15 protein-coding genes and 1 pseudogene are annotated in these 22,001 nt (G+C 64.0%); 9 read left to right on the plus strand and 7 right to left on the minus strand.

Annotated elements, in window-relative coordinates; translation table 11 throughout:
• The first annotated feature begins 26 nt into the window (after nt 1-26).
• The 6 genes from WJ16_RS16820 to WJ16_RS16845 all read left to right on the plus strand — a co-directional run bounded on the left by WJ16_RS16820 (nt 27) and on the right by WJ16_RS16845 (nt 8,705).
• Entirely contained in the window at nt 27-1,193 is a 1,167-nt protein-coding gene (locus WJ16_RS16820; RefSeq protein WP_069258221.1) for an iron-containing alcohol dehydrogenase, read from the plus strand.
• A 52-nt stretch (nt 1,194-1,245) separates the two neighbouring features.
• Nucleotides 1,246-2,709, plus strand: coding sequence for a flavin-containing monooxygenase (locus WJ16_RS16825; RefSeq protein ID WP_084636047.1), 1,464 nt, complete (start codon nt 1,246-1,248; stop codon nt 2,707-2,709).
• 12 nt (nt 2,710-2,721) lie between these two features.
• Nucleotides 2,722-3,705 (plus strand): alpha/beta hydrolase, encoded by a 984-nt coding sequence (locus WJ16_RS16830; RefSeq protein WP_069258222.1) that lies wholly within the window; start codon nt 2,722-2,724, stop codon nt 3,703-3,705.
• A gap of 471 nt (nt 3,706-4,176) precedes the next feature.
• Complete coding sequence (locus WJ16_RS16835) at nt 4,177-5,667, plus strand: flavin-containing monooxygenase (protein ID WP_069258223.1); 1,491 nt, start codon at nt 4,177-4,179, stop codon at nt 5,665-5,667.
• Nucleotides 5,668-5,700: 33 nt separating this feature from the next.
• A complete protein-coding gene (locus WJ16_RS16840; RefSeq protein WP_069258224.1) occupies nt 5,701-6,651 on the plus strand; it encodes an alpha/beta hydrolase in 951 nt (316 codons plus the stop codon).
• A 416-nt stretch (nt 6,652-7,067) separates the two neighbouring features.
• Nucleotides 7,068-8,705 (plus strand): GMC family oxidoreductase, encoded by a 1,638-nt coding sequence (locus WJ16_RS16845; RefSeq protein ID WP_069258225.1) that lies wholly within the window; start codon nt 7,068-7,070, stop codon nt 8,703-8,705.
• Nucleotides 8,706-9,165: 460 nt separating this feature from the next.
• On the opposite strand, the gene WJ16_RS16850 is transcribed toward WJ16_RS16845, so the two are convergent.
• From WJ16_RS16850 to WJ16_RS16870, 5 genes are all read right to left on the minus strand, one after another.
• Entirely contained in the window at nt 9,166-10,140 is a 975-nt protein-coding gene (locus tag WJ16_RS16850; RefSeq protein WP_084636048.1) for a WD40/YVTN/BNR-like repeat-containing protein, read from the minus strand.
• 17 nt (nt 10,141-10,157) lie between these two features.
• Nucleotides 10,158-12,506 carry an efflux RND transporter permease subunit gene (locus tag WJ16_RS16855; RefSeq protein WP_069258226.1) on the minus strand — a complete coding sequence of 783 codons (2,349 nt, stop codon included), beginning with the start codon at nt 12,504-12,506 and terminating at the stop codon, nt 10,158-10,160.
• A gap of 58 nt (nt 12,507-12,564) precedes the next feature.
• Nucleotides 12,565-14,268, minus strand: a complete 1,704-nt coding sequence (locus WJ16_RS16860; protein WP_069258227.1) for a DUF1302 domain-containing protein — start codon at nt 14,266-14,268, stop codon at nt 12,565-12,567.
• Between the two features lie 16 nt (nt 14,269-14,284).
• Entirely contained in the window at nt 14,285-15,604 is a 1,320-nt protein-coding gene (locus WJ16_RS16865) for a DUF1329 domain-containing protein (protein WP_069258228.1), read from the minus strand.
• A gap of 397 nt (nt 15,605-16,001) precedes the next feature.
• Nucleotides 16,002-16,982 (minus strand): aminotransferase class IV, encoded by a 981-nt coding sequence (locus WJ16_RS16870; RefSeq protein WP_084636050.1) that lies wholly within the window; start codon nt 16,980-16,982, stop codon nt 16,002-16,004.
• Nucleotides 16,983-17,365: 383 nt separating this feature from the next.
• Here WJ16_RS16870 and WJ16_RS33405 point away from each other — a divergent pair.
• Nucleotides 17,366-17,539: pseudogene (locus WJ16_RS33405) on the plus strand (aldehyde dehydrogenase family protein); the annotation flags it as partial.
• A 65-nt stretch (nt 17,540-17,604) separates the two neighbouring features.
• On the opposite strand, the gene WJ16_RS16875 reads toward WJ16_RS33405, so the two are convergent.
• Both WJ16_RS16875 and WJ16_RS16880 read right to left on the minus strand, forming a co-directional pair.
• A complete protein-coding gene (locus tag WJ16_RS16875) occupies nt 17,605-18,204 on the minus strand; it encodes a TetR/AcrR family transcriptional regulator (protein ID WP_069258230.1) in 600 nt (199 codons plus the stop codon).
• A gap of 555 nt (nt 18,205-18,759) precedes the next feature.
• Nucleotides 18,760-19,389 carry a TetR/AcrR family transcriptional regulator gene (locus tag WJ16_RS16880; protein ID WP_069258231.1) on the minus strand — a complete coding sequence of 210 codons (630 nt, stop codon included), beginning with the start codon at nt 19,387-19,389 and terminating at the stop codon, nt 18,760-18,762.
• Between the two features lie 728 nt (nt 19,390-20,117).
• On the opposite strand from WJ16_RS16880, the gene WJ16_RS16885 reads away from it, so the two are divergent.
• Both WJ16_RS16885 and WJ16_RS16890 read left to right on the plus strand, forming a co-directional pair.
• Complete coding sequence (locus WJ16_RS16885; protein WP_236858282.1) at nt 20,118-20,975, plus strand: NAD(P)-dependent oxidoreductase; 858 nt, start codon at nt 20,118-20,120, stop codon at nt 20,973-20,975.
• 20 nt (nt 20,976-20,995) lie between these two features.
• Entirely contained in the window at nt 20,996-21,874 is an 879-nt protein-coding gene (locus WJ16_RS16890; protein WP_069258233.1) for a phytanoyl-CoA dioxygenase family protein, read from the plus strand.
• The last annotated feature ends 127 nt before the right edge of the window (nt 21,875-22,001 follow it).

Consider the following 22,001-nt stretch of genomic DNA (forward strand, 5'->3'; position numbering starts at 1 on the left):
CCAACGTCCGCATGAAGGAAACGTCAATGGAAATGCTCGCGCAGTCGATGCTCTTCGAAACCGTTCCGTCCATTCTTCAGGAATGGGGCTGTGTGCGCCGCCTGGGCGAGGTGATGGCGACATGGACGGATCGCCGCCGCGTGCTGATCGTGACCGACGCGGGATTGCACCAGGCCGGCGTGCTGGAGCCGGCGAAAGCGTCGCTGGCGGCCGAGGGATTTCACGTCGCGGTGTTCGACGAGGTCGTCGCCGACCCGCCGGAGGATGTGGTGTCGCGCTGCGCCGAGTTCGCGCGCGGTGCGGAGGCGGACGTCGTGATCGGCCTGGGCGGCGGCTCGTCGATGGACATCGCGAAACTGGCCGCCGTGCTCACCGTGTCGCGGCAATCACTCGCGGACATGTACGGCATCGGCAACGTGCAGGGCGCGCGCTTGCCGCTGGTGCAGATTCCCACGACGGCCGGTACCGGTTCGGAGGTCACCAACATCTCCATCGTTTCGGTGAGCGGAACGAGCAAGATGGGGATCGTCGCGCGGCAACTGTATGCCGACCGCGTGATTCTGGACGCCGAACTGACCGTCGGTCTGCCGCGCAGCCATACCGCCGCAACGGGCATCGACGCGATGGTTCACGCGATCGAAGCCTATACCAGCAAGCACAAGAAGAACGCGATCTCCGACGCACTCGCGCGCGAGGCGCTGCGATTGCTCGTGAGCCACCTGATCCCGGCGTGCGAGAACGGCGAAAACCGTCGTGCGCGCGAGGCCATGCTGCTGGGCGCGACCCTCGCAGGGCAAGCGTTCGCGAATGCGCCGGTGGCCGCGGTCCATGCGCTGGCCTATCCGCTGGGCGGCCACTTTCATATCCCGCATGGGCTGTCCAACGCGTTGATGCTGGCACCCGTGCTGCGATTCAACGCCGCAGCGGCGGCTTCGCAGTATGCGGAACTGGCCGACGTGGCAGGCGTGGGCGGATCGGGCGACGCCACCGAACGCACGGCCGCGTTCATCGCATTCCTGGAAAACCTGATGGATCGTTCCGGCGCGCCGCGTCGCCTGCGCGACGTGGGTGTCACGCACTCGAGCCTGCCGGCTCTCGCGGCGGACGCGATGAAGCAGCAGCGCCTGCTGCAGAACAATCCGGTCGTCGTCACGGATGCCGACGCATTGTGCCTGTACGAGCAGGCCTATTGAACCGACGCAGGCAAACCCGTCGTCGCCGTAACGTCAACATAGAGAGTGCATCGTGAACAACGTAGAAAGGATTGAGCATCACGAGGTCGTCATTCTGGGTGCCGGCTTCGGCGGTCTCGGGATGGCTGCCCGCATGAAGATCGCGGGCATCGACGACTTCGTCGTGCTGGAGAAGCGCCCCGGGCTCGGCGGCGTCTGGCTGGACAATTCGTATCCCGGCGCAGCCTGCGATACCGAATCGCACCTGTATTGCTACAGCTTCCATCCGCATTTGCGCGTCAGCGCGATGTATGCGGGCAGGAACGAGCTGCTCAATTACCTGAAATCGCTTGCCGCGCGGTTCGACCTGACCGAACACCTGCGGTTCGACAGCGAGATTCGCAGTGCAGAATGGGACGCAAGCGCGTGCCTCTGGCGGTTCGAGCTGAACGACGGCTCGCGATTGACCGCCCGTTTCTTCGTGCCGGCCTGGGGGCAGCTGAACCGTCCGATGATTCCCGCGGTGCGCGGCCTCGCGGATTTCAAAGGCGACTATTTCCACTCCGCCGAGTGGCGGCACGACGTGGACCTGAGCGGCAAGCGGGTGGCCAGCATCGGAAACGCCGCGAGCGCCGTGCAGTATGTGCCGCACATCGCGCCGAAGGTCGATCATCTGACGGTGTTCCAGCGCAGCGCGAACTGGATCATGCCGCGCAATCAGATCGTGTTCTCGACGGAGCAGCTCGATGCGTACGAGCGCGAGCCCCATCTGTTCGAGGAAAGCAGGAAATCGCTGCACGCTTTCCGTGAAGCGGGGTTCGAGCGCACCCGGATGGGTTCGAACGCGCAGGCGGAAGGCAAGAGTCTTGCGTTGGCGCATCTGCATCGCCAGGTGCCCGACCCGGTACTGCGCGAGCAACTGACGCCGGACTATGAATTCGCGTGCAAACGGATTCTGCGATCGGACGACTACTATCCGGCGCTGATGCGCGACAACGTCGCGCTGGAGACGGCGGGCGTGGAAGCGTTCGTCGAGGACGGCATCGTGACGCGCGACGGCCGTCTGCTCCCGTTCGACGTGGTGGTGTTCGGAACCGGATTCGAGAGTCAGGCATTCCAGGGCAGCCTGCAGGTTCGGGGCGCCGGCCGCTCGTTGGCCCAGGCATGGGAAGACGGCCCGGAAGCCTATCTGGGCATCACGGTGCCGGGCTTTCCGAACATGTTCATGCTGTACGGGCCGAACACGAACCTGAATCACAACTCCATCGTGTCGATGCTCGAGATCCAGCAGAACTACATCATCGACGCGATCGGCGGAATGGCCGCGGCCGGCGTGAAGGCAGTCGACGTCGACAGGGCCGTGTTCGACGAATACAACAGCAAGCTGCAGGCGGCGATGATCGGCTCGGCGTTTTCGGCGGGTTGCTCCAGCTGGTACAAGAACGCGCAGGGCAAGGTGATCAACAACTGGCCCGGCACGGTGGACGAGTACCGCGCCGCGACGCAATGGGATCAAAGCGTGTTCAGCGCGATCTGAGCGGGGGCGCACATGACATCCGTGCACGGGTTGCCGCTGACGGAAGTGGCCGACGACGCCCGGGATGCAGTTCGGGCGTTCCGCGATCTGGGCGGACGGTATTACGGCAGTTTTTCCGTCGACGAGTCGCGTGCGAACTTCGTGCGCGCCTGCGAATTGAACGGCATCGCGGCTGACGAGGCCGTCGCCCATCACGATATCGATGTGCCCGTGCCGGGCGGCAGCATCCGGGTGCGGCTCTATCGTCCGCCCGACGCGGAGCGCGTCGACGGCGGTCCGCTGATCGTCTTCATTCACGGTGGCGGCTGGGTGATCGGGAGCGTGGACACGCATGACGGCATCTGCCGTCATCTTGCCCGGCACGGCGGGTGTCCGGTCGCGTCGGTCGAGTACCGGCGAGCGCCCGAGCACCGGTGGCCGGTCCCGCTCGAAGACTGCGAGCAGGCATTGGACTACCTGATCCGCCACGCGCCCGCGCTGTCCATCGATGCGTCCCGGGTGATCCTGGCGGGCGACAGCGCCGGCGGCAACATGGCGACCGTCATGGCTTGCGCGGCACCGGCGGCGGGCACTGCAATCGTCGGGCAGATCCTGTTCTATCCGGTGACGGACCTCACGGCGTCGCTTCCGTCGTATCAGCGTATTCAGGCCGGGTTTCCGCTCGTCGCCGAATCGATGCGCTGGTTCCGGAGCCACTACGTGCCGGCCGGCGTTCCGTTCGACCATCCGCGCCTGTCCCCGCTGCTGCATGCGCAAGGCCGGCGGCAGCCGCCGATGTTCATTGCAACGGTGGGACTCGACCCGCTGTGCGACGAGGGCATCGCGTACGCGTCGTGCGCGGCGCGCGCCGGGAGCACGGTCGAGCATCACCATCTGCCCGCACACCATCACGGCATCGTCACCGCGGCGCGCGCTATTCCTACAGCGAGATATCTGCTGGATCGCGCCGCGTTCTTTGTTCGGCGGCTGGCCGGAAAGGACGCTTTCACCGTTTGACGCGTTGGCTGTCGCGCGATCGTTCGAACGGGGCGGAGGAGGGGGCGTATGGACGAGATCCGGCTCGATGCGTATCCGCCAGCGGTGCCCGCCGAGTTGATGCCGGCGCGTATCGTGTTGCGGGCGCCGGACGATTGACGTCGCCACCCTCGCAACCGATCGTGTCATGGAAACCCCTGATTCAAATTGCGTGTCGACTGCATGAGACTGGAAACCTTCCAAGTTGGTCAATTGACCATGTTGGCGGTGACCGGTCAAACCGCGATGCGTGCGCCAATGGCTTGCGTACTTGTCGGACCGGAGGTGCAGACGATCTCGACGCCGGAATCGTCCCGCGCAGGTTTGAAGCGTTGCCGCCGGCATGCGCGTGTGCGTGCTGGCGTTTCTTCTTAATGGTCATTTGACCAAATCGAATGATCTAGTTGTGCGGCGTTACGGATATTTTCAATAACCGGTCAGCGGAGGGATCTCATGACCAGGAAACAGACAGATGCGCTTTCGGCTGAGCACGTAGATGTACTAATCATTGGTGCGGGAATCTCGGGAATCGATGCCGCCTGCCATCTCCGCATGAATCTGCCGGACCGCTCGTTCGCGATCCTCGAAGCGATGGACGGATTCGGCGGCACATGGTGGACCCATCGCTACCCCGGCGCGCGCTCCGACAGCGACCTGTACACGTATGCGTTCGGATTCCGCCCGTGGCAGGGCCGTTCGATCGCCACCGCGGAGGAGATCCACAGCTATCTGGGCCAGGTCATCAACGAATATGACCTCGGTTCGAAGATCCGCTACGGGCACCGGGTTCAGACGGCGAGCTGGTCGAGCGAGCAGAAGCGCTGGACGGTCGAGGTATTGCGCAACGATACGGGCGAACGCTTTTCGATCACCACCGACTTCCTGTGGCTGGGGGCCGGGTACTACGACCATCGTCACGGCTATACGCCGAAGTGGAACGGGTTCGATCGTTACAAGGGTACGGTCGTGCATCCACAGCACTGGCCGGAAGATCTCGACTATGCGGGCAAGCGGGTGATCGTGATCGGCTCGGGCGCGACGGCCGCGACGCTGATTCCGGCGCTGGCGGCCACCGCGGCGCACGTGACGATGCTGCAACGCTCGCCGACGTTCTTCACTGCGGTGCCCTGGACCCACCAGCTGGACGCGACGCTTCGCGAACTGAGCTTGCCCGAGGAGTGGCGCGCAGAGATTCTGCGGCGCGCGCACCTGAAGCAGACGTTCGACCTGATCAATCTGTCCGCCGCGAACCCGGACGCCGTTCGCGACTGGCTGATCAACGAGACCCGGCAACAACTGCCGGAAGGGTTCGACGTCGACAAGCACTTCAATCCCGACTATCGGCCGTGGCAGCAGCGCGTGGCCGCGATCCCCGACGGCGATCTCTTCACGGCGATCCGGGACGGCAAGGCCTCCGTCGTGACGGACACGATCGAATCGTTCGACGAAAGCGGCATCACGCTGGCATCGGGCGAGCACCTGCAGGCGGACATCGTGGTGACCGCGACCGGCTTCGACATGAGCGCATTCGGCCAGATCGCGTTTCGCGTCGATGGCGATCCGGTCGACATGACCAGGCGGGTCTCGTATCGGGGAATGATGATCGAGGGCATCCCGAACATGGCGTTCATCTACGGCTACTACCGGTCGAGCTGGACGCTGCGCGCCGATCTCGTCTGCGAATTCACGTGCCGCGTGCTGGCGCACATGGACAAGGTGGGGGCGAAGACGGTGGAGCCGTGCCTGCGTGCCGAGGACGCCGACATGCAGCGGCTGCCCTGGACGGACCCGAACAACTTCAATGCCGGCTACGTGATGCGCTCGCAGCACCAGATGCATTCGCGCGGCGATCGCATGCCGTGGCAGCACCACTTCGAGTACGAGGAGGAGCGCAAGACGCTGCCGGAATTGAACCCGGATGCCGAAGTCCTCGTGTATCGCTGATCTCCGAACAACGTACGATTACAAGGTGATGTCATGGCACTCGATTTGCACCTCGCCGGTTTTCTCGAAGCCTTTGCGGGCGCCGGCGCGAAACCGCTGTCGCAGTCGACCCCGCAGGAAGCGCGCGCATTGATGCAGCACCTGGCACGCGCCGTTCGCACGCCGGATGCCGTTGTCGACGTTCACGGCGTGGAAGACCTGAGCATTCCCGGCGCGGCCGGAACATTGCGCGCACGGGTTTATCGTCCGACGCAGGCGCGTCATCTCCCGACGGTCGTGTATCTCCACGGCGGCGGGTTCGTCATCGGCGATCTGGATACCCACGACACCATTTGCCGCGAGCTGGCGCGCGGCGCGAACGCGGTCGTCGTGTCGGTGGACTACCGGCTCGCGCCCGAGCACCGGTTTCCGGCCGCGGCGGACGACGCGGTTGCCGCGACCCGTTGGGCGATCGCGAACGCCGGCGAGTTGGGCGGAAGCGACGTCGTCGCGGTGGCCGGCGACAGCGCCGGCGGCAATCTCGCGGCCGTCGCGACCCAGCAACTGCATGCCGACGGCATTGCGCTTGCCGCCCAGTTCCTGATCTACCCGGCAGTGGCGCAGGACCGTACCGCCTTTCCTTCGTTCACGGAGAACGGCGAAGGCTACCTGCTCGACCTCGATACGATCGCGTGGTTCGATCGACACTACGTGTCCGACGGCACGAACCGCGAGGACGCGCGGCTGGCCCCGATTCGTGCGAAGGACCTTGCCGGGTTGCCGCCCGCGGTCATCCTTACCGCGGAATTCGATCCGCTGCGCGACGAGGGCGAAGCGTACGGCCGCCTGCTGCACGCGAGCGGCGTCAAGGTCGAGACGATCCGGTGCGACGGCATGCTCCACGGGTTCTTCGACATGGGCGGGATCTCGCCGGGTGCCCGGACGTGGATCGACAAGGGCATCGCGAGTTTTCGACAGCTGCTTGGCAGTGCATCGCACCGTTGACGGGGGCGCGGTAGCGACTTGATCCCGCTGTTCGACGTTCCGTGGCCGCGTGCGGTGCGACGGGCGAGTGCCGGTCTCGCCGACGCGGCTACACGGTCACTTCGCACGACGACGAGCGGCCGGGCGCGTGCCATCGCGACGGCACTGCGTCCCGTCATCCGCCTGGTCATCGATGCCGGGATCGTCGCTCGCGACGGATCGGCCGACTGCGAAAACCGCGCTAACGTTTGCGTTGATCCGATGCGTGCGGGACGGTGCAGGCCACGGAATTCGGCACGCATCTCGACAATTCAGTTTGCAAAACTAACCATTCCAACTACATGGAACGGCGGCGTCGCCGCTGTCACCGGCCAAATTCCGGACCGGGTGATGGCGCGTGTACGTCGCGACCTCCTTTGATCAGGCTGGGCAGACCCGTGAAGAATTCATTCGATTATCTTGTTGTAGGCGGCGGTTCGGCCGGCAGCGTGCTGGCGTCGCGTTTGACCGAGGACCCCGATGTGACGCTGTGCCTGTTCGAAGCCGGCGGCACCGGCGACGGATGGCCGATCAACATTCCCGCCGCGCTCGTGCTGATGATCCCGTCGCGGCTGAACAACTGGGCGTTCGAGACCGTTCCGCAGAAGGGGCTGCAGGGGCGGCGCGGCTACCAGCCGCGCGGCAAGGCGCTGGGCGGTTCGTCCGCGATCAATGCAATGGTGTACACGCGCGGCCATCATGCCGACTACGACGACTGGGCCGCGCTCGGCAACGACGGCTGGGCGTGGAACGACGTGTTCCCGTATTTCAAGCGAAGCGAGCACAACGAGCGGATCGGCAACGAATGGCACGGGCGCGGCGGCCCGCTTTGGGTCAGCGATCTGCGCACGGACAATCCGTTTCAGGCGCGCTGGCTGGAAGCCGGACGACAATGCGGGCTGCCGATTACCGATGATTTCAACGGTGCGGAGCAGGAAGGCGTCGGCATTTACCAGGTGACGCAGAAGCATGGCGAGCGCTGGAGCGCCGCACGTGCGTATCTTTTCCCGCATATGAAGGCGCGTGCCAACCTGACGGTGGAAACCGGGGCGCAGGTCACGCGCATCGTGTTCGACGGCCATCGGGCCGTGGGCGTCGAAATCGTGCGTGCGGGGAACGTCGAGACGGTCTGGGCAAAGAAAGAGGTGATCCTCTGCGCGGGCGCGTTGCAGTCGCCCCAGTTGCTGATGTTGTCGGGTGTCGGGCCGAAGGCCGAACTGCAGCGTCACGGCATCGCGGTCGTCGCCGATCTCCCGGGCGTCGGGGAGAACCTGCAGGATCACCCGGACTTCGTCGTCAGCTACAAGACGAACAGCCTGGATGCGCTCGGCGTGTCGTTACGCGGCGGGCTCAAGACGCTGGGCGACATCCGGCAATACCGGCATGCGCGGACGGGCACGCTGACCACCAACTTTGCCGAAGGCGGTGCGTTCCTGAAGACGCGCCCCGATATGGAGCGGCCGGACGTGCAGATGCACTTCGTCGTCGCGCCCGTCAACGATCACGGCAGGAAGCTGCAGCTCGGACACGGGATTTCCTGCCATGTGTGCCTGTTGAGGCCGAAGAGCCGAGGCACGGTCAAGCTGCGCAGCGCGGATCCCGTCGATGCGCCGTTGATCGACCCGGCGTTCCTCGCGCACGCGGATGATCTCGACGTGCTGGTCGATGGCTACAAGCTGACCCGGCGGTTGATGGCGGCGCCGGCGATGTCGGCGTTCGTGACGGAGGACACGTTCGCGTCCCGGTCGACCTCCGACGACGACATTCGTGCGTTGCTGCGCGAACGGACCGACACCGTTTACCACCCGGTCGGCACCTGCCGGATGGGGAACGATGCGCTTGCCGTCGTCGATGCGCAATTGCGCGTCCGGGGCACGGAGGGCTTGCGTGTCGTCGACGCGTCCATCATGCCGACGCTGGTCGGTGCGAACACGAATGCGCCGACGATCATGATCGGCGAAAAAGCGTCGGACATGATTCGGGGGATCACGCGATTCCCGGCGGCGATGCCGACGCCGGCCGCGATGCCGAAGTGAAGGTTCGAAGCGTGATTCGAGCGGTTCCTTCTCGCGACGGCATGCGTCGGCACGCATGCCTCGATCGCGCACGGACGTTGCGAGCATCGAATGCGCGGCGACGGTCGCCGTCGAAGGGGCGGGGCTTGCTGGCAGGTTGAGGCGAGGCAGGGCGGGGCGCTTTGGAGGCCTCGCGGGCTTGCTCTCGCCAAGCGATTGAGTGGTAACGCGGCTCGCCGCTGGTGTGCCGTGTGCTGGTTCGCCTGCATCGACACTCGCAAAACGCCCCGCGCTCGCTCGCCACACGGCGACCGGTCGCAGCAACGAGCGACCTCGACAGCAGATCAGCCCTGCATGGCGGCAGAGGAAAACGCGATCGCCCTGTCGCTACACCATTCACGTCAGGTCGGAAAGGCATCGACACAGCGCGCCGTTTTTCACGACCCCGGCCCGCTGCACCAACCACGCATCGAATCGACGCTTACTGAGCAACGACCCCGTCGCTGGAAAAAATCAGCCACTTGTCGCCCGGCGAGGGCAGCGCCGCGGTGTATGTCGTCCCGGTCCCGGTATGCGAGCGCTGGAACGTTTTTCCGTCGTCGGTGCTTTGCGCCTGCAACCCGTCGACGCCCACCGCCAATATCGTGGTGCCTCTGGACGCGAGCGCGGTGATCGAATTCCGGGTATCGAGCGTCGCGCGCGACCACGTATGGCCGTTGTCGTCGCTTCGCATCAGCGTGCCGCGCAGCCCGCCGACCAGCAGCACCCCGTCGTGAAGCGCCACGCCGCACCAGAACGACCCCTTGTAACCGGTCTCGATGCTCTCCCACGTGTTGCCCTTGTCCCGGGACACGAAGAGCTGCCCCTTCTCGGCGGTCGCGAAAATATCGCCGTTGCCGTTCGAGAAAAGGCCGAACAGATTCAGGTCCGACTTCTTGCCGTTCGCAAGCACGGCGTCTTTTTTCGTCCAGGTCTTGCCGCCGTCGTCGGTGACGAGGATGAGCGACCAGAGGCCGACGGCTACGCCGTGGTTCGCATCGATGAAGTGGACGCCGAACAGCGGGCGATCCTCGGTCGTCGCGAGTCGTTGAATCTCCCACGTCTCGCCGCCGTCGGTCGTCTTCAGGATGGCGCCCCAGTGGCCCACGGCCCATCCTGTCCTGGCATCGATGAAACTGACGGACGTCAGCGTCGAGCTCACGGGCACGGCCTTCGCCTGTCGGTACGTTGCACCGCGATCGTCGGACAGCAGCACGATGCCGTTCGCACCGACACTGACCACCCGCTGGCCCGCCCACGCGGCATCCAGCACCGGCGACTGGGTGGCGATGCCGGACTGGACGGCCGGAACGGGCCTGAGTTCCGGCGCGGCCACCGCGCATTGCATGCCGCCCAGCAGCGCGCCGAAGACGACGATGGCGGCCGAAACGGAGAGAACCTTGCGATTCAGGGTCATGGAATCCTCTTCTTTCTTCAATGTGCGAGCAGGCCGGGCGCGCGCGCGGGCCGCCGTCTCGGGAAGATGCGTTCGAGCCAGACGGCGAAGGCGGGCAGCACGGTCATCGCCATGACCATGTTGACGATGAACATGAACGCGAGGAGCTTGCCCATGTCCGCCTGGAACTTGAGCTCGGAGAACGACCACGTGGCGACGCCGATCGCGAGCGTGATCGCCGTGAAGATGGTGGCCGTCCCGATCTCGAGGATCGATTGCTCGAGCGCCTTGACGATTCCCACGCCGTTGGCGAGATGCAGCTGCAGGCGGTTGTAGATGTAGAACGCATAGTCGACGCCGATGCCCACGGCCAGCACCATCACGGGCAGCGTGGCGACGGTCAGGCCGATCTGCAGCTCCTTCATGAACCAGTACCCGATGAACGTGCCGATCGTCAGCGGCAGGCAGCACGCGAGCACGGCGCGCAGATCGCGGTACGTGACGAGCACGAGCAGCACGATCGTCGTATAGACGTAAAGCATCATCGGCAATTCGCTGCGCTCGATCTCGTCGTTGACCGCGGCCAGTACGCCGGCGTTTCCGGACGCGAGCCGGATCTTCACGCCGGGCAGCTTGTTGGCGTCGCGGAAGTGCTTCGCGGCGTTGATCACCTGGTTGATCGTCGTCGCCTTATGGTCGGCCAGATAGATGTTCACCGCGGTCATGCTGCAGTCCTTGCGCATGACGCCGGGCGTGCGCGCCACCTCGCCGGCCAGCGACGAATAGTTGTCTGGATCGATCGGGATCGCGGACATCTTCGGGTTGCCTTCGTTGTATCCCTCGTTGTATTGCCGCAGCAGCGAAGAAAACGACACGACCGACAGGACGCCGGGAACGGCGCGCATGGACCAGACGAAGCGATCCTGGTACGCGCCGATTTCGACGTTATTGCAGGACTGCGGCGGCGCTTCGAACACGATCGACATCCAGTCCAGGCCGACGTCGTAGCTCGACGCGATCGAAACCGAATCCTTGTTGAAGCGGGCATCGGCGCGCAGCTCGGGGGCGCCGGCCTGCAGCGTGCCGACCACGCGGTCGCGGCTTTCCCACGCCGCCACGCAGAACACCACGACGGCGGCCAGCAGAACGATCGCCGCATTGCGGGGAATCGCGACTTTGGCGAGCACGCGCAGCACGCGGGCGCGACGCGCGGCATGCAGCTCCGCGTTCTTCGCGTAATGGTGATCGACCTGGAGCAACGACGCGGCCAGCGGGAGCATCACCAGATTGGTGACGATCTTGTACGCGACGCCGAGCGAAGCGGTGATCGCGAGCTCGCGGACCATCGGAATCGGGATCAGGATCAGCGTGACGAAGGACACGAAGGCCGTCACGAGGGCGAGCGTGCCGGGAATCAGGAGCCCGCTGAAGCTCGATCGGGCCGCCTGCTCCATTGTTTTTCCGTGAGAGATCTCGCGAACGATGAAGTTGATCTGCTGGACGCCGTGCGACACGCCGATCGCGAACACCAGGAACGGCACCAGCACGCCCAGCGGGTCGAGCCCGTAGCCGAGCAGATGCAGCGTGCCGAACTGCCAGACGAGCGACACGAGCGAGCAGGTCAGCGGCAGGATCGTGAGGCGCACGGAGCGGCAGTACCAGTAGACGGCCAGCGCGGTCAGGAGCAGCGCGATCGCGCAGAACTTGAGGACGGACGCCGCGCCGTTCGCGATGTCGCCGATCTGCTTCGCGAAGCCGATGATCTGGATCTCGTAGTTCGCATCCTCGAACCGCGCGCGCAACTGCGCTTCGAGCGCCCGATCGAACGCTACGTAGTCGATCCGCTCGCCTTTCGCATCGAGCTCGTTGAGGTCCGCGGTGACCATCGCGCTCGTCTGGTCGCGAGACACGAGACTGCCGACGAAGCCGCCCTGGGCCGTCGAGCGCGAAATGGCGCCGACCGTGCTGCCGTCGAGCTGATCCGGCGTCACGGTGCCGGGAATGAGCGGGTCGGCGCGGAAGCCGTCTTCGGTAATCTCGTTGACGAACGAATTCGGCGTCCAGAGCGACTGGACGCTGCTGCGGGACACGTTCGGCAGGAACGTGACCGCCTGGGTGACGTCATACAAGCGCTTCAACGCGGCCGGCGTCCAGATGCTGCCCTTGCGGGCCTTGACGACGACGATCAGCCGATTGGCGCCGAGCAGATCGCCGCGATACGCGTTGAAGGTCTGCGTATATTCGTGGCCGATCGGCAACTGCTTCTCGAACCCCGCATCCATGCGCAGCTTGACGGCGAAGCAGGCCATCACGACCGTGAAGAGCACCAGCAGCCCCAGCACGAGACGCCTGTGACCGAACAGCGCATTTTCCAGCGAGTGAAGCATTCTTGGCAGCTTGCCGGGCGGGGCTGCGTCGGAAACAGGCGTTTGATTCATGTTGACCTCAGAAATTGCGCGATGCGACGATTGCCACGAAGTCCCGGTCACGTAGCGGGTTGGACAGCGGGTTGGTCGGGCCCATGAAGCGGGTGTAGTTCAATCCGACCTGCCAGTTCGCCGGGTTCTGGATGAAATTCACGTACAGGTTCATCGCCATCACGCCGCGCATGAACTGCGCATTGACGTCCGGCGTGTTGCCGAACAGGCCGTACCGGAGATACACGCCCGGATTGACCTGCCACCCGGAAATGAGCGTGCCGTCATACACCCAGTTGAAATCGACGTCGATCCCGCCCGAGTACTTCGTGCCCTGTGCGCTACCGGGCGAGTTGAGTGCGCCGCTCGCGAACAGGTCGTTGAACTCGTTGCCCCACAGCAGCGCGCCGGGCGCGATCGGCGAACCGCCGTAGCTCTTGTGGAGCCCCGGATAGCCGATGATCACGGTCTCGGTCGTCAGCGTGGCGGTCTGCGCGCCGAGCAGCTTGAGGAGCGCGCCGGAATTGCCCGGCTGCAGTGCGTAGAGCGAAGTCAGATGCCACTGGAAGCGCTTCTCGTCGACCCAGCAGTTCCCGCCTTGCGCGACGCATCCGCTGGCCGGATTCAGCGGAACGGCGTCGCGCGGCCGGTACGACAGCTCGGTCCCGATCGCCCAGTCGCCGACGGGGAAGTTGGCGCTGACGCCGATCATGTGGCGATCTTCCGGAAACCGGAAGACCGTCCCGCCCGTGGGGCTCAGCGACACCTCCGGGAACTTGTCGTGATACGCGATCGTGTAGAACCCGAGATTGAGGTCGGTGCCGGCGGGCTGGTAGCGAATCGAGAAGCCGTACTGCCCGCCGTTTTTCGGATGGACGGTCGCGACGCCGTACGCGTTGTTGCCGGGGCCGACGATCTGATTGGACCAGTAGCTGCCCACCGGCGGCAGGTAGTTCTGGTTCCAGTTGCTCTGGATGTACCCTTCGACGTTCACGCCGTGACCCACGCCGGACGCGACGCTCAGGATCGGTGCGGGCAGGATGAACTCCTTGACCTGCGCACCCGGCTGCGACGCACGGTTCACGTCGATCGCGTTCGTCGCATTGATCCCGCCGATTTCCCAGATGCTTTCGCCCCAGCTGACGACCTGGTTGCCCACCCGGATGCGCGCAATCTGGTCGCCCACGTTGAACTGCTTGCTCACCCACAGATCCAGCAGTCGGGGCTTGAAGCGGATGTTTTTCTCGGCGTCGGACGGGAGCCCGCCGCTCAGGTCGGGCGCCGGGTTGTAGAAGAGGTTCTGTCCGCTCGTCGCGCCCGACGTGTGCGTGCCCGAGTAGTCGTATTGCCAGGTGCCGCGCGCCATGAACGTCAGCCCCTGGGACGGCATCTTCAGCAGCAGCTCGTGGTTGCCCTTCAGATAGCTCGTGAACGGGTTGCCCTTCTTGTAGTTGATGTCGCCCTGATCGGAGAGGCCGCTGAGCTGACCGAGCCGGCCGCCCCCGGTCTGCGCGCCGGTACTCGCGTCGTAGGTCGGCGAGACGAGATTGCTGCTGGGCGACGCAGTGCGAATGCCGACGCCTGCCGACAGCGTCGAATCGAAACTGCCTTCGATATTTCCGATCGTGAACGTGAACGCGTGCGCGCTGCCGCAGCTCAGGGCGAGCGCCGAGATTGCCGCGCGCACGAAAACCACGCTGGATCGGGGCTGAAAGGAGGTGGGGGTAGCCATTTTGTGTCGGCGCCTGTCAACGCTCGCTCAACGCGCGGAGATTGTCGGCGTTGTAGAAGCTGGGCTTGTAGTGTTGGTCCGCCGACGAATCGACCGACCACTTCGCATCCCGTCCGGCCGCGAGCATCGAGCCGTCCACCAGATACCGGCCATCGACGAGGTTGTATTGGGCGAATGCGAGCGTGTCGCAGCTTCCCGTCTCGTACACCGGAATGATGTAGCCTTCGCGGACCTTCGAGATGTTGCCCTGCGCGTCGTAGTCCACCGCGCCGAGGTAGCTCCAGCTGTCTTCGTCGACGTAGAAGAGGCGCTTCGGCGCGGTATGGCGCATCCCCTGCTTGACCGTGGCTTCCACGACCCACACGCGATGGAGTTCGTAGCGGCGCTTCGACGGATTCACGAAGTCGGGGCCGTACGCATCGTCGAATTTTTCCGTGAAGTCGTACATGCCCAGGTCGTTGTAGGTAACGATCATTTCCTTCTTGCCGAGCAGCTTCCACGAGAAGCGGTCCGTCTGTCCGGAGAAGACCAGCGCTTCATCCATGTTGTACTGGTTGTCGAAACCGATCTGCGGCGCATCGTAGGCGTACGACGGCATGCGACGGGTGCGACGCTGCCCCGGGAAGTAGTAGAAGACTTCCGTCGGCTTGCCCGCGTAGGTCGTGAAGATCGCGGCCTGACCGGCGATGGCCGCCGGCGACTTGTACGCGTAGTACGCGTTTCCTTCGACCTGGTTGACCTTCGCGAACGTCGTGCCGGCCTTGTCGCCCCACGGCTGGTAGATCCACGCGTCGGAGACGTTCTTGATCCAGTCGGACGAGCCTTTGCGGGGCGAGACGACGGTGATGATGTCGCGCATCTCGACACCGGCGCCGCGGTAGTGCAGCTTCGCGTTCCACATCACTTCCGCGCCGGTCTTGGGCGCCGGGAACGGGTAGCCGGGCAGGTGCGCATCGGCGAGTTCCGAGCCGTCCGCGGACATCTTCGCGAAGCCCGCGTTGCTCTTCGTGTTTTCCGCGACGAAATCGGGCACGCCGCACGTGCGCCGGGACGGATAGACCGGCATCGTGAAACCCTTCAGGTTCTTCAGCAGCGCAATCTGGCCCGGGTTGAGCTTGTCCGCGTATTTGTCGACGTTGCCGGCGTCGATCGTGTACAAGGGCTTGTCGGACTTGTATTTGAAGAAATCCGCGCGGCGCTTGCCGTAAGACCAGCCCGCGCCGACGTTGCCGACCGGCGTCCAGGCGGGAATCCCGCTTGCGGTGCCGGCCACGTCGGCACCCGACGGCGTATGCGCCGAATCGGTGCCTTCCGCAAGCGCACCGGTCAGCGTCATCGCCAACGCGGACGCGATGACGGTCGATTTGGCCGCCGTTCGAACGAGCGAAGCGGATTTCTTGAAAGCATGAGTCTTGACCACAGCTATCTCCTTGACCTTGACCAGGTAACGTGCGCCCGACAAAGGGTTGTGCATAGACGATTGCGGATGAACGTACCGATCGTTCCGTCCATTTATTAGCTATGCGAAATGAGTGAAGTGCGTTTCGCTTTGTTTGATTCAGCCTGCGAACGCCTGTGCATTGCGGTGACACGGGCGTTCGTGTTGTCCGGCACCGTGACGGCATGCCGGACGGATTGTCGATGCGTACTGCTATCGTGCGCCCGTCAGCACCCGATTCGTCCGATTCGACCGGGCTTGCTCCGTGCGTGCGCGGCGGTTGACGGGCGTCGGCTTATGCCGGAACCGACGAGAAATATTCGACCGGCCGTGCGTGCCATCCTGCCCAGCGCTTCTCCCAGTAGAGGTTGTGGATCTTCTCGGAGATCGGGCCGGGGCCGTTGCGGTTGCCGAGCGGCTGATCGTCGACGGCGCTGACCGGCATGATCCCGCCGGCGGACGACGACGTGAATGCCTCGTCCGCGTCGCGCAGCTGGGTGGCAGTGTAGGTGCCGATGTTCACCTTGATGCCGAGCTCGACCGCGATATCGAAGACGCTCTGGCGCGTGATGCCCAGCAGGCAGCCTTCGGCGGGCGTATGGAGCTCGCCGTTCTTGACGAAGAAGACGTTTGCACCGGCGGCTTCGGTGAGGTTGTCGTGTTCGTCGACGAGAACCGCCCAGTCCTTCTGCTGCGTCATCGCTTCGAAGAGGGCGAGCTTCATGTCCATCCAGTGGAAGTTCTTGGCCGTCGGATCGACGGCCTTCGCGGAAATCCGGTTGTACCGCTTGCTGATCAGCAGGTTCGAGCCGCGCGTGCGGACTTCGTCGTCCGCCTGGAAGAAGAACGGCACGGCGAACGCGAACATCGCGTTCTTCATCGCGCTGCGGTCGCGACGGTCGACGCTCAACGGGCCGCGGGTGACGCACCACCAGACGTATGCGTCCTTCAGGCCGGCGTTTCGCACGAGCGTGTGGAGGATTTCCTTGACCTGGTCGCGATTGAACGGATTCTCGAGGAAGAACTTCGCCGCCGACTCCTCCATGCGCGTGAGGTGATCGTCGAGCCGGAAGAAGTTGCCGCGCGAGACGGTCACGACGTCGTAGGCGGCATCGGCATGAAGGAACCCGGCGTCGACGAGCGGGACGGTCGCTTCGGTGACGGGGACGTAGTTGCCGTTACAGAAGGCGCTGCCGTCTTCGTAACGGGGTTCGTGCGGCGCGCGAGCATGCAGCGGGTTCTCGTGCATGATCTGCTGGACTTGAATGATTGCCATCGTAGTTACCTTTCTCTCCGGCAGGAGCGTTGTCGGTCGACGTAGACGTCGGAAAGCGACCGGATTGCGGTGCGCCACTTTACGGATTGCTTACCTTCTGCCATCCGGCTGGAAGTTTGCCACATGACTTGATCAATTGACCGTGTAGCAGAAAGTATTGCTCGAAAAATTCCTTGTCGATGAAGGTTAACCCTTTGTGACGCTGGCGGGACTCATGTTGCCGTGCGGTTCATGTCGTGAAGCGTCTTACTTTGACGGGCCGGCGACAATACTGATTATTACCGAGTCATACGACTTGGCCAAATGATCAAAAAAGACGTTAGGATGGATCTTCCGGGGCGACGCATCACCGTACGGTTCGTCCGGCGACGTCTAGGGGGGATTCGATCGAACGGGCGGAACGTGTCGCAGGAGAATTGCGGGCAGGGTGGGGGTACTTGAACGGCGCGTCCGTCGACATCGCGGCACCGTTCGGCGGGTACAAGCAGTCCGGCAACGGGCGGGAATGGGGCTGCACCGGCGTCGAGGAGTTCCGGGAGATTAAGTCGAGGTTCGGCGCGGTGCCGGGTGAGCCCGCGTCGCGGGCGCGTTGCAGTTTGCCGGCGCTACGATGCGCCGCGTCTCAAGCCTGTACCGTCGAACGCGAGACGGACGCGGCAAATGCCGCCAGGGCCGCACTTGCACTGTTCAGGTTCGCCTTGAGCCTGCGGCTATCCGTTTCCGCGTGCCAGCTGTTCAGTAATCCGTCGATCAGGATGATGCTCATTCTGGCGACGGGTTCGATCATGTCTTTGCTGACATGCGGCGCGCACTTGCCGAAGTAGGCGATCGTCCGCTCGACGGTCTGGACATAGGTTTTCAACGCGAAATCCGGGCGATGGCGCTCCGCCCACTGGATCAGTTCGGACTGCGCTCGCGCGTGCGACGGGTTCTGCACGAGCCATTCGACCATCTTGCGCAACTGCCATCCGGCGAGTTCGCCGAACGACTGGAACTCGATATCGGTGGAGACGTTCGTCGCGAGCAGGTCGAACAGCGATTCGTACACGGCGTCGAACAGGTCGTCCTTGGTATGGAAGACATAATGGAGCGATGCCAGCGGGCACCCTGCGGCCTCGGCAATTCGCCGCGTGGTGGCTCCGGCGACACCGTGCGCGGCGATGACTTCAACGGCGGCGGCAACGAAATCCTGTCGCCGCAACGCAGCGCGAACTCTTGTCATTGATAAGCTCCGGTACCCAAAATCTTCTTCCATTCACATCGTTCGGACGGGTAGCGCCATCCGTGATACATGGTCAATTGACTATCAAGCTCGTGAATTATGTCGGCTTCTTGAAAGTTTGTCCATGAACGGGCAGGGCACGGGTCGGCCGTGCATCCTGTCCGCCCGGGTGGGGCGTCGTCGGAAAATAACGGCCTTTTGACTTGATCAAATGATCGGATTACCAACGAAAATTAAGCAGTCGAAGATCGGCTGTCGATCGAGGTAAACCCGTGCGCAAAGGAGGCAGCGTCGGGCCTGCAGGCGAACGGATGCGGAATGCGGGGTAGCCGCTAGCGGGGTGTTTCGTCGGCGAGCGTTACGTCTCGTCGCACGTGTCGTAGCCGGGCGGGAGACGTGATACCCGACAGCGTCGTCGCGCAGCGCTCGGGCGCGGGGCGGCGCATGGGACGAAGCGCGCCGCGAGCCGTGCGGGCATCCTGGTGGGGCGCTGCGAACGTTGCCCGCAGCGGGGGTGCCCGGAGGAAGCGGGGCCTCGGGGCAGGGGGCAGCAGCTTACTGCTTGCGTACGGACTTGCGAGCAGTCTTGGCGGCGGTGCGAGCGTCTGACAGGGTGGCTGCGTAGGAGGCCAGCATCTTGCTCGCGTGGTCGACGTCGGTAGCCAGACGCTTCGGATCATCCTGCGCAAACCACGAGAAAAGCAACCCGTCGATCAGGATGATGATGAGCCGGGCGATCGCATCCAGCGTCTTCGCGTCCGCGCGAGGCTCGGCGGCAGACAGGTTGCCGCGGGCGCCTTCCAGCGAGATGCGAAACGCGCCGACGGCCACGTCGGGCTGATGCCTGAGCGCCCACGTAAACAACTCCGATTGGGTCTTCGCGTAGGTCGGGTTGGCTTCGAACCACGCCATCACTGAGCGCAGGTTGTACTCCGCGAGGTCGGACAGGGTGCCGTGCTCCGGCGCTTCCGGGCTATCCGAGCGGATCAGGTCGATCAGCGACTCGTAGACAGCGAGCAGCAGCTCGTCCTTGGAATGAAAAACGTAGTGCAGGGAAGCCAGAGGGCACCCCGCAGCCTCGGCGATGCGCCGGGTCGTGGCGCCCTTCACACCGTGCTCTGCAATCACCGCGACAGTCGCCGCTACGAGGTCCTGGCGGCGGACTTCAGCCCGTACTCGCTGCATAGGCCAGCGCTCCGTTTTATGTCTTCGTCCAAAGGTGCTACCCGCGCAGGGTAGTCGAATGCCCGGATAGTAGCATGACGATGAACGGCATTTCGCGAGCCACGCGATGCATGGTCGCGCCCGGATGTTGCGTCGCTCGAGTGGCGCGGGCACGTCGCGGCGCGATGCGAACGCCACGCAGCCGATGCGATTCGGCAGCACGTGTCGGGAGCGTGGGGCGCGCTCGTTCGTCGGGCATCGACCCGGCATGTCATGTGGCGCTTCGCTTGTTGCGCGTCACGCGTACATGGTTGTTTCGATGATGATGCCGCCGGGAGATGCGCCGGTTCGGCGGTCGACACGTTTGCACGAAATAGCGGCCACGTGTGGTGGAAGGCGCACGACGGCGTTGGTCCGACGGTACCGTCACGCGGTGACTAATGGAAACCCCGTATTTCAAATGTTCCGTCGAAGCATAAGATTCGTGGCTGTAGAACATGGTCATTTGATCAAGTCAATTTGTCTGCACCATCGACGTGACCGTTGGCGTCATCTGGTGCGGACGATTCCCCGCTGCGGGGTATGCGTATTGCCACAAGGCGAGCCGCCCACGACGCAGGAAGGACGGACGCTTGAATCTGGCTGGTATGCCTGTTGCTTTATGTTCATATGATCAAGTCACGCGACTTCGCACGTCGGCTTGAGCAATGGCGATCTCTCGATGGTGCGGTCAACGACAGGGTATGCGAATGAGCGATTTGATTGCTGTGTTGGGCTTGGGGGCGATGGGGGCTGCAATTGCAGCGTCGCTGGCGGGAGCGGGTGAGGAGGTCGTCGTCTGGAACAGAAACGCGGAAAAGGCGCAGCGCATGCGTGCGCTCGGCGCCCGCGTTGCCGATAGCGCGACGGCGGCCTGCGATCAGGCGGACGTCATCATCGTCGTGACTGCTACGCCGCTCGATCTCGCCGCAGACTTCGACGCACTGGGCGAACGCCTGCACGGGAAAACGGTCGTCAATCTGGCGACGGGGCGCCCGTCCGAAGTCCAGGCGCTGGATCGGCTCGTGAGCGGCGCCGGCGCAAAATTCGTCAGCGGAACGATCCAGTGCTTCCCGCCCGATATCGGCAACGAGCGCGCGACGATTCTGGTGGGCGGCGACGAACGGATCTGGAAAGAAGCGGAACCCCTGCTCCGCAAGATCGCGCCGCGATCGCTATACGTCAGCACCCGACCCGACGTGCCGAACGTGCTCGATGCCGGGTTGACGGGCACCTTCATTTTCGGCGCCGGCGCGGCCTTTCTCGAAGGTCTCAGGTTCGTGGTGAACTCGGGCATTTCGATCGACGAGATTCGCGACCTGATCCCCACGTATATCGCCGGACAGGCCCGCTTCATCGAAGGTCTGTTCGAATCCGTGTCGGCTTCCGACTATCAACCGAGGGGCGCAGACCTGGACGTCTATGCGCGAGCAACCGGGTTGTTCCAGCAGGCACAGGAAGATGCCGGGCAGCCGCCGCGAATCATGAAAGCGCTTCGTGAGCGAATCCTGTCATCCATCGCCGAAGGCGGCGGTGACCGCGGATACGCCGCACTTTTCAATCATTAACCCCTATTGGGAGAAGCATCATGTCATTGCAATACCTTTCGAGTAATAGCACTCCTGACGATCTGGCGAATGCGGTTCGGCAAGACGGCGGCGCGATCGTCAGGAATTTTCTCGGTTCCGACTTGCTCGCACGTATCCAGCGCACGCTGTTCGACATGCTCGAATCGGCTCCGAACGGCGTAGACGACTACTTCGCAGGGACCCAGACGCGTCGGGTTTCGCGCCTGTTCGCGCGCACCGACTGGATGGCCGAGGTGGCGTTGCATCCGCTGTACCTGGGCGCGGCGCGCAACATCCTGCAGACGCCGATCCAGATCTGGAGCGGCGAAAACCGGATCGATATCGCGCCCGATATCCAGGTCGGGGTCACGCAAGCCATCCAGATCCTGCCGGGCCAGGGCCTGCAGCCGCTGCACCGCGACGATTCGGTATGGCTCTGGCGCCATCCGAACTACGCGCGTGAAGCCCGCTTCCAGGTGATGGTCGCGATCTCCGACTTCACGGAGGCAAACGGCGCCACCGTCGTGATCCCGGGGAGCCACAAGTGGGATGACGAGCGCATGCCGAAGCAGGAGGAAGGCATTCCCGCGGTGATGTCCGCCGGCGATGCGCTTTTCTTCATCGGTTCCACCTATCACGGCGGCGGGAAGAATACCAGCGATGCGCCGCGAACCGGCCTGACGATGTCGTACGACCTGTCGATCCTCCGGCAAGAGGAAAACCAGTACCTCACGCTGCCGATCGAACGCGTGAAGCGTTATCCGGAAGAACTGCAGCGGTTGCTCGGCTGGACGTACGGGACGACGTTCGCGGGCTTCGTCGAGCGTAACGGACAAATGTCGGACCCGAACGACCTGCTGAAGATGAAGGACTTCCTCGAGGTCGGGCATTTCGACTGACGGGCGCGATGCGTGGTGGGGGCCAGGCCCGGTGTTCCGGCGGAAAACGGGCCGTTCCATCAGCGGGCGTCATCGTCGCCGGCCGGCGACGAGCGGGCTGGTTGGCAGGGCGATTGTTCGATCGAAT

Source organism: Burkholderia metallica (assembly GCF_001718555.1).
Lineage (GTDB): Bacteria > Pseudomonadota > Gammaproteobacteria > Burkholderiales > Burkholderiaceae > Burkholderia > Burkholderia metallica.

Coding starts and splice junctions, on each gene's coding strand:
- WJ16_RS16820 (WP_069258221.1), top strand. CDS start 27: ATGGAAATGCTCGCGCAGTCGATGCTCTTCGAAACCGTTCCGTCCATT.
- WJ16_RS16830 (WP_069258222.1), top strand. CDS start 2,722: ATGACATCCGTGCACGGGTTGCCGCTGACGGAAGTGGCCGACGACGCC.
- WJ16_RS16835 (WP_069258223.1), top strand. CDS start 4,177: ATGACCAGGAAACAGACAGATGCGCTTTCGGCTGAGCACGTAGATGTA.
- WJ16_RS16840 (WP_069258224.1), top strand. CDS start 5,701: ATGGCACTCGATTTGCACCTCGCCGGTTTTCTCGAAGCCTTTGCGGGC.
- WJ16_RS16850 (WP_084636048.1), bottom strand. CDS start 10,140: ATGACCCTGAATCGCAAGGTTCTCTCCGTTTCGGCCGCCATCGTCGTC.
- WJ16_RS16855 (WP_069258226.1), bottom strand. CDS start 12,506: ATGCTTCACTCGCTGGAAAATGCGCTGTTCGGTCACAGGCGTCTCGTG.
- WJ16_RS16860 (WP_069258227.1), bottom strand. CDS start 14,268: ATGGCTACCCCCACCTCCTTTCAGCCCCGATCCAGCGTGGTTTTCGTG.
- WJ16_RS16865 (WP_069258228.1), bottom strand. CDS start 15,604: ATGACGCTGACCGGTGCGCTTGCGGAAGGCACCGATTCGGCGCATACG.
- WJ16_RS16870 (WP_084636050.1), bottom strand. CDS start 16,982: ATGGCAATCATTCAAGTCCAGCAGATCATGCACGAGAACCCGCTGCAT.
- WJ16_RS16875 (WP_069258230.1), bottom strand. CDS start 18,204: ATGACAAGAGTTCGCGCTGCGTTGCGGCGACAGGATTTCGTTGCCGCC.
- WJ16_RS16880 (WP_069258231.1), bottom strand. CDS start 19,389: ATGCAGCGAGTACGGGCTGAAGTCCGCCGCCAGGACCTCGTAGCGGCG.
- WJ16_RS16885 (WP_236858282.1), top strand. CDS start 20,118: ATGAGCGATTTGATTGCTGTGTTGGGCTTGGGGGCGATGGGGGCTGCA.
- WJ16_RS16890 (WP_069258233.1), top strand. CDS start 20,996: ATGTCATTGCAATACCTTTCGAGTAATAGCACTCCTGACGATCTGGCG.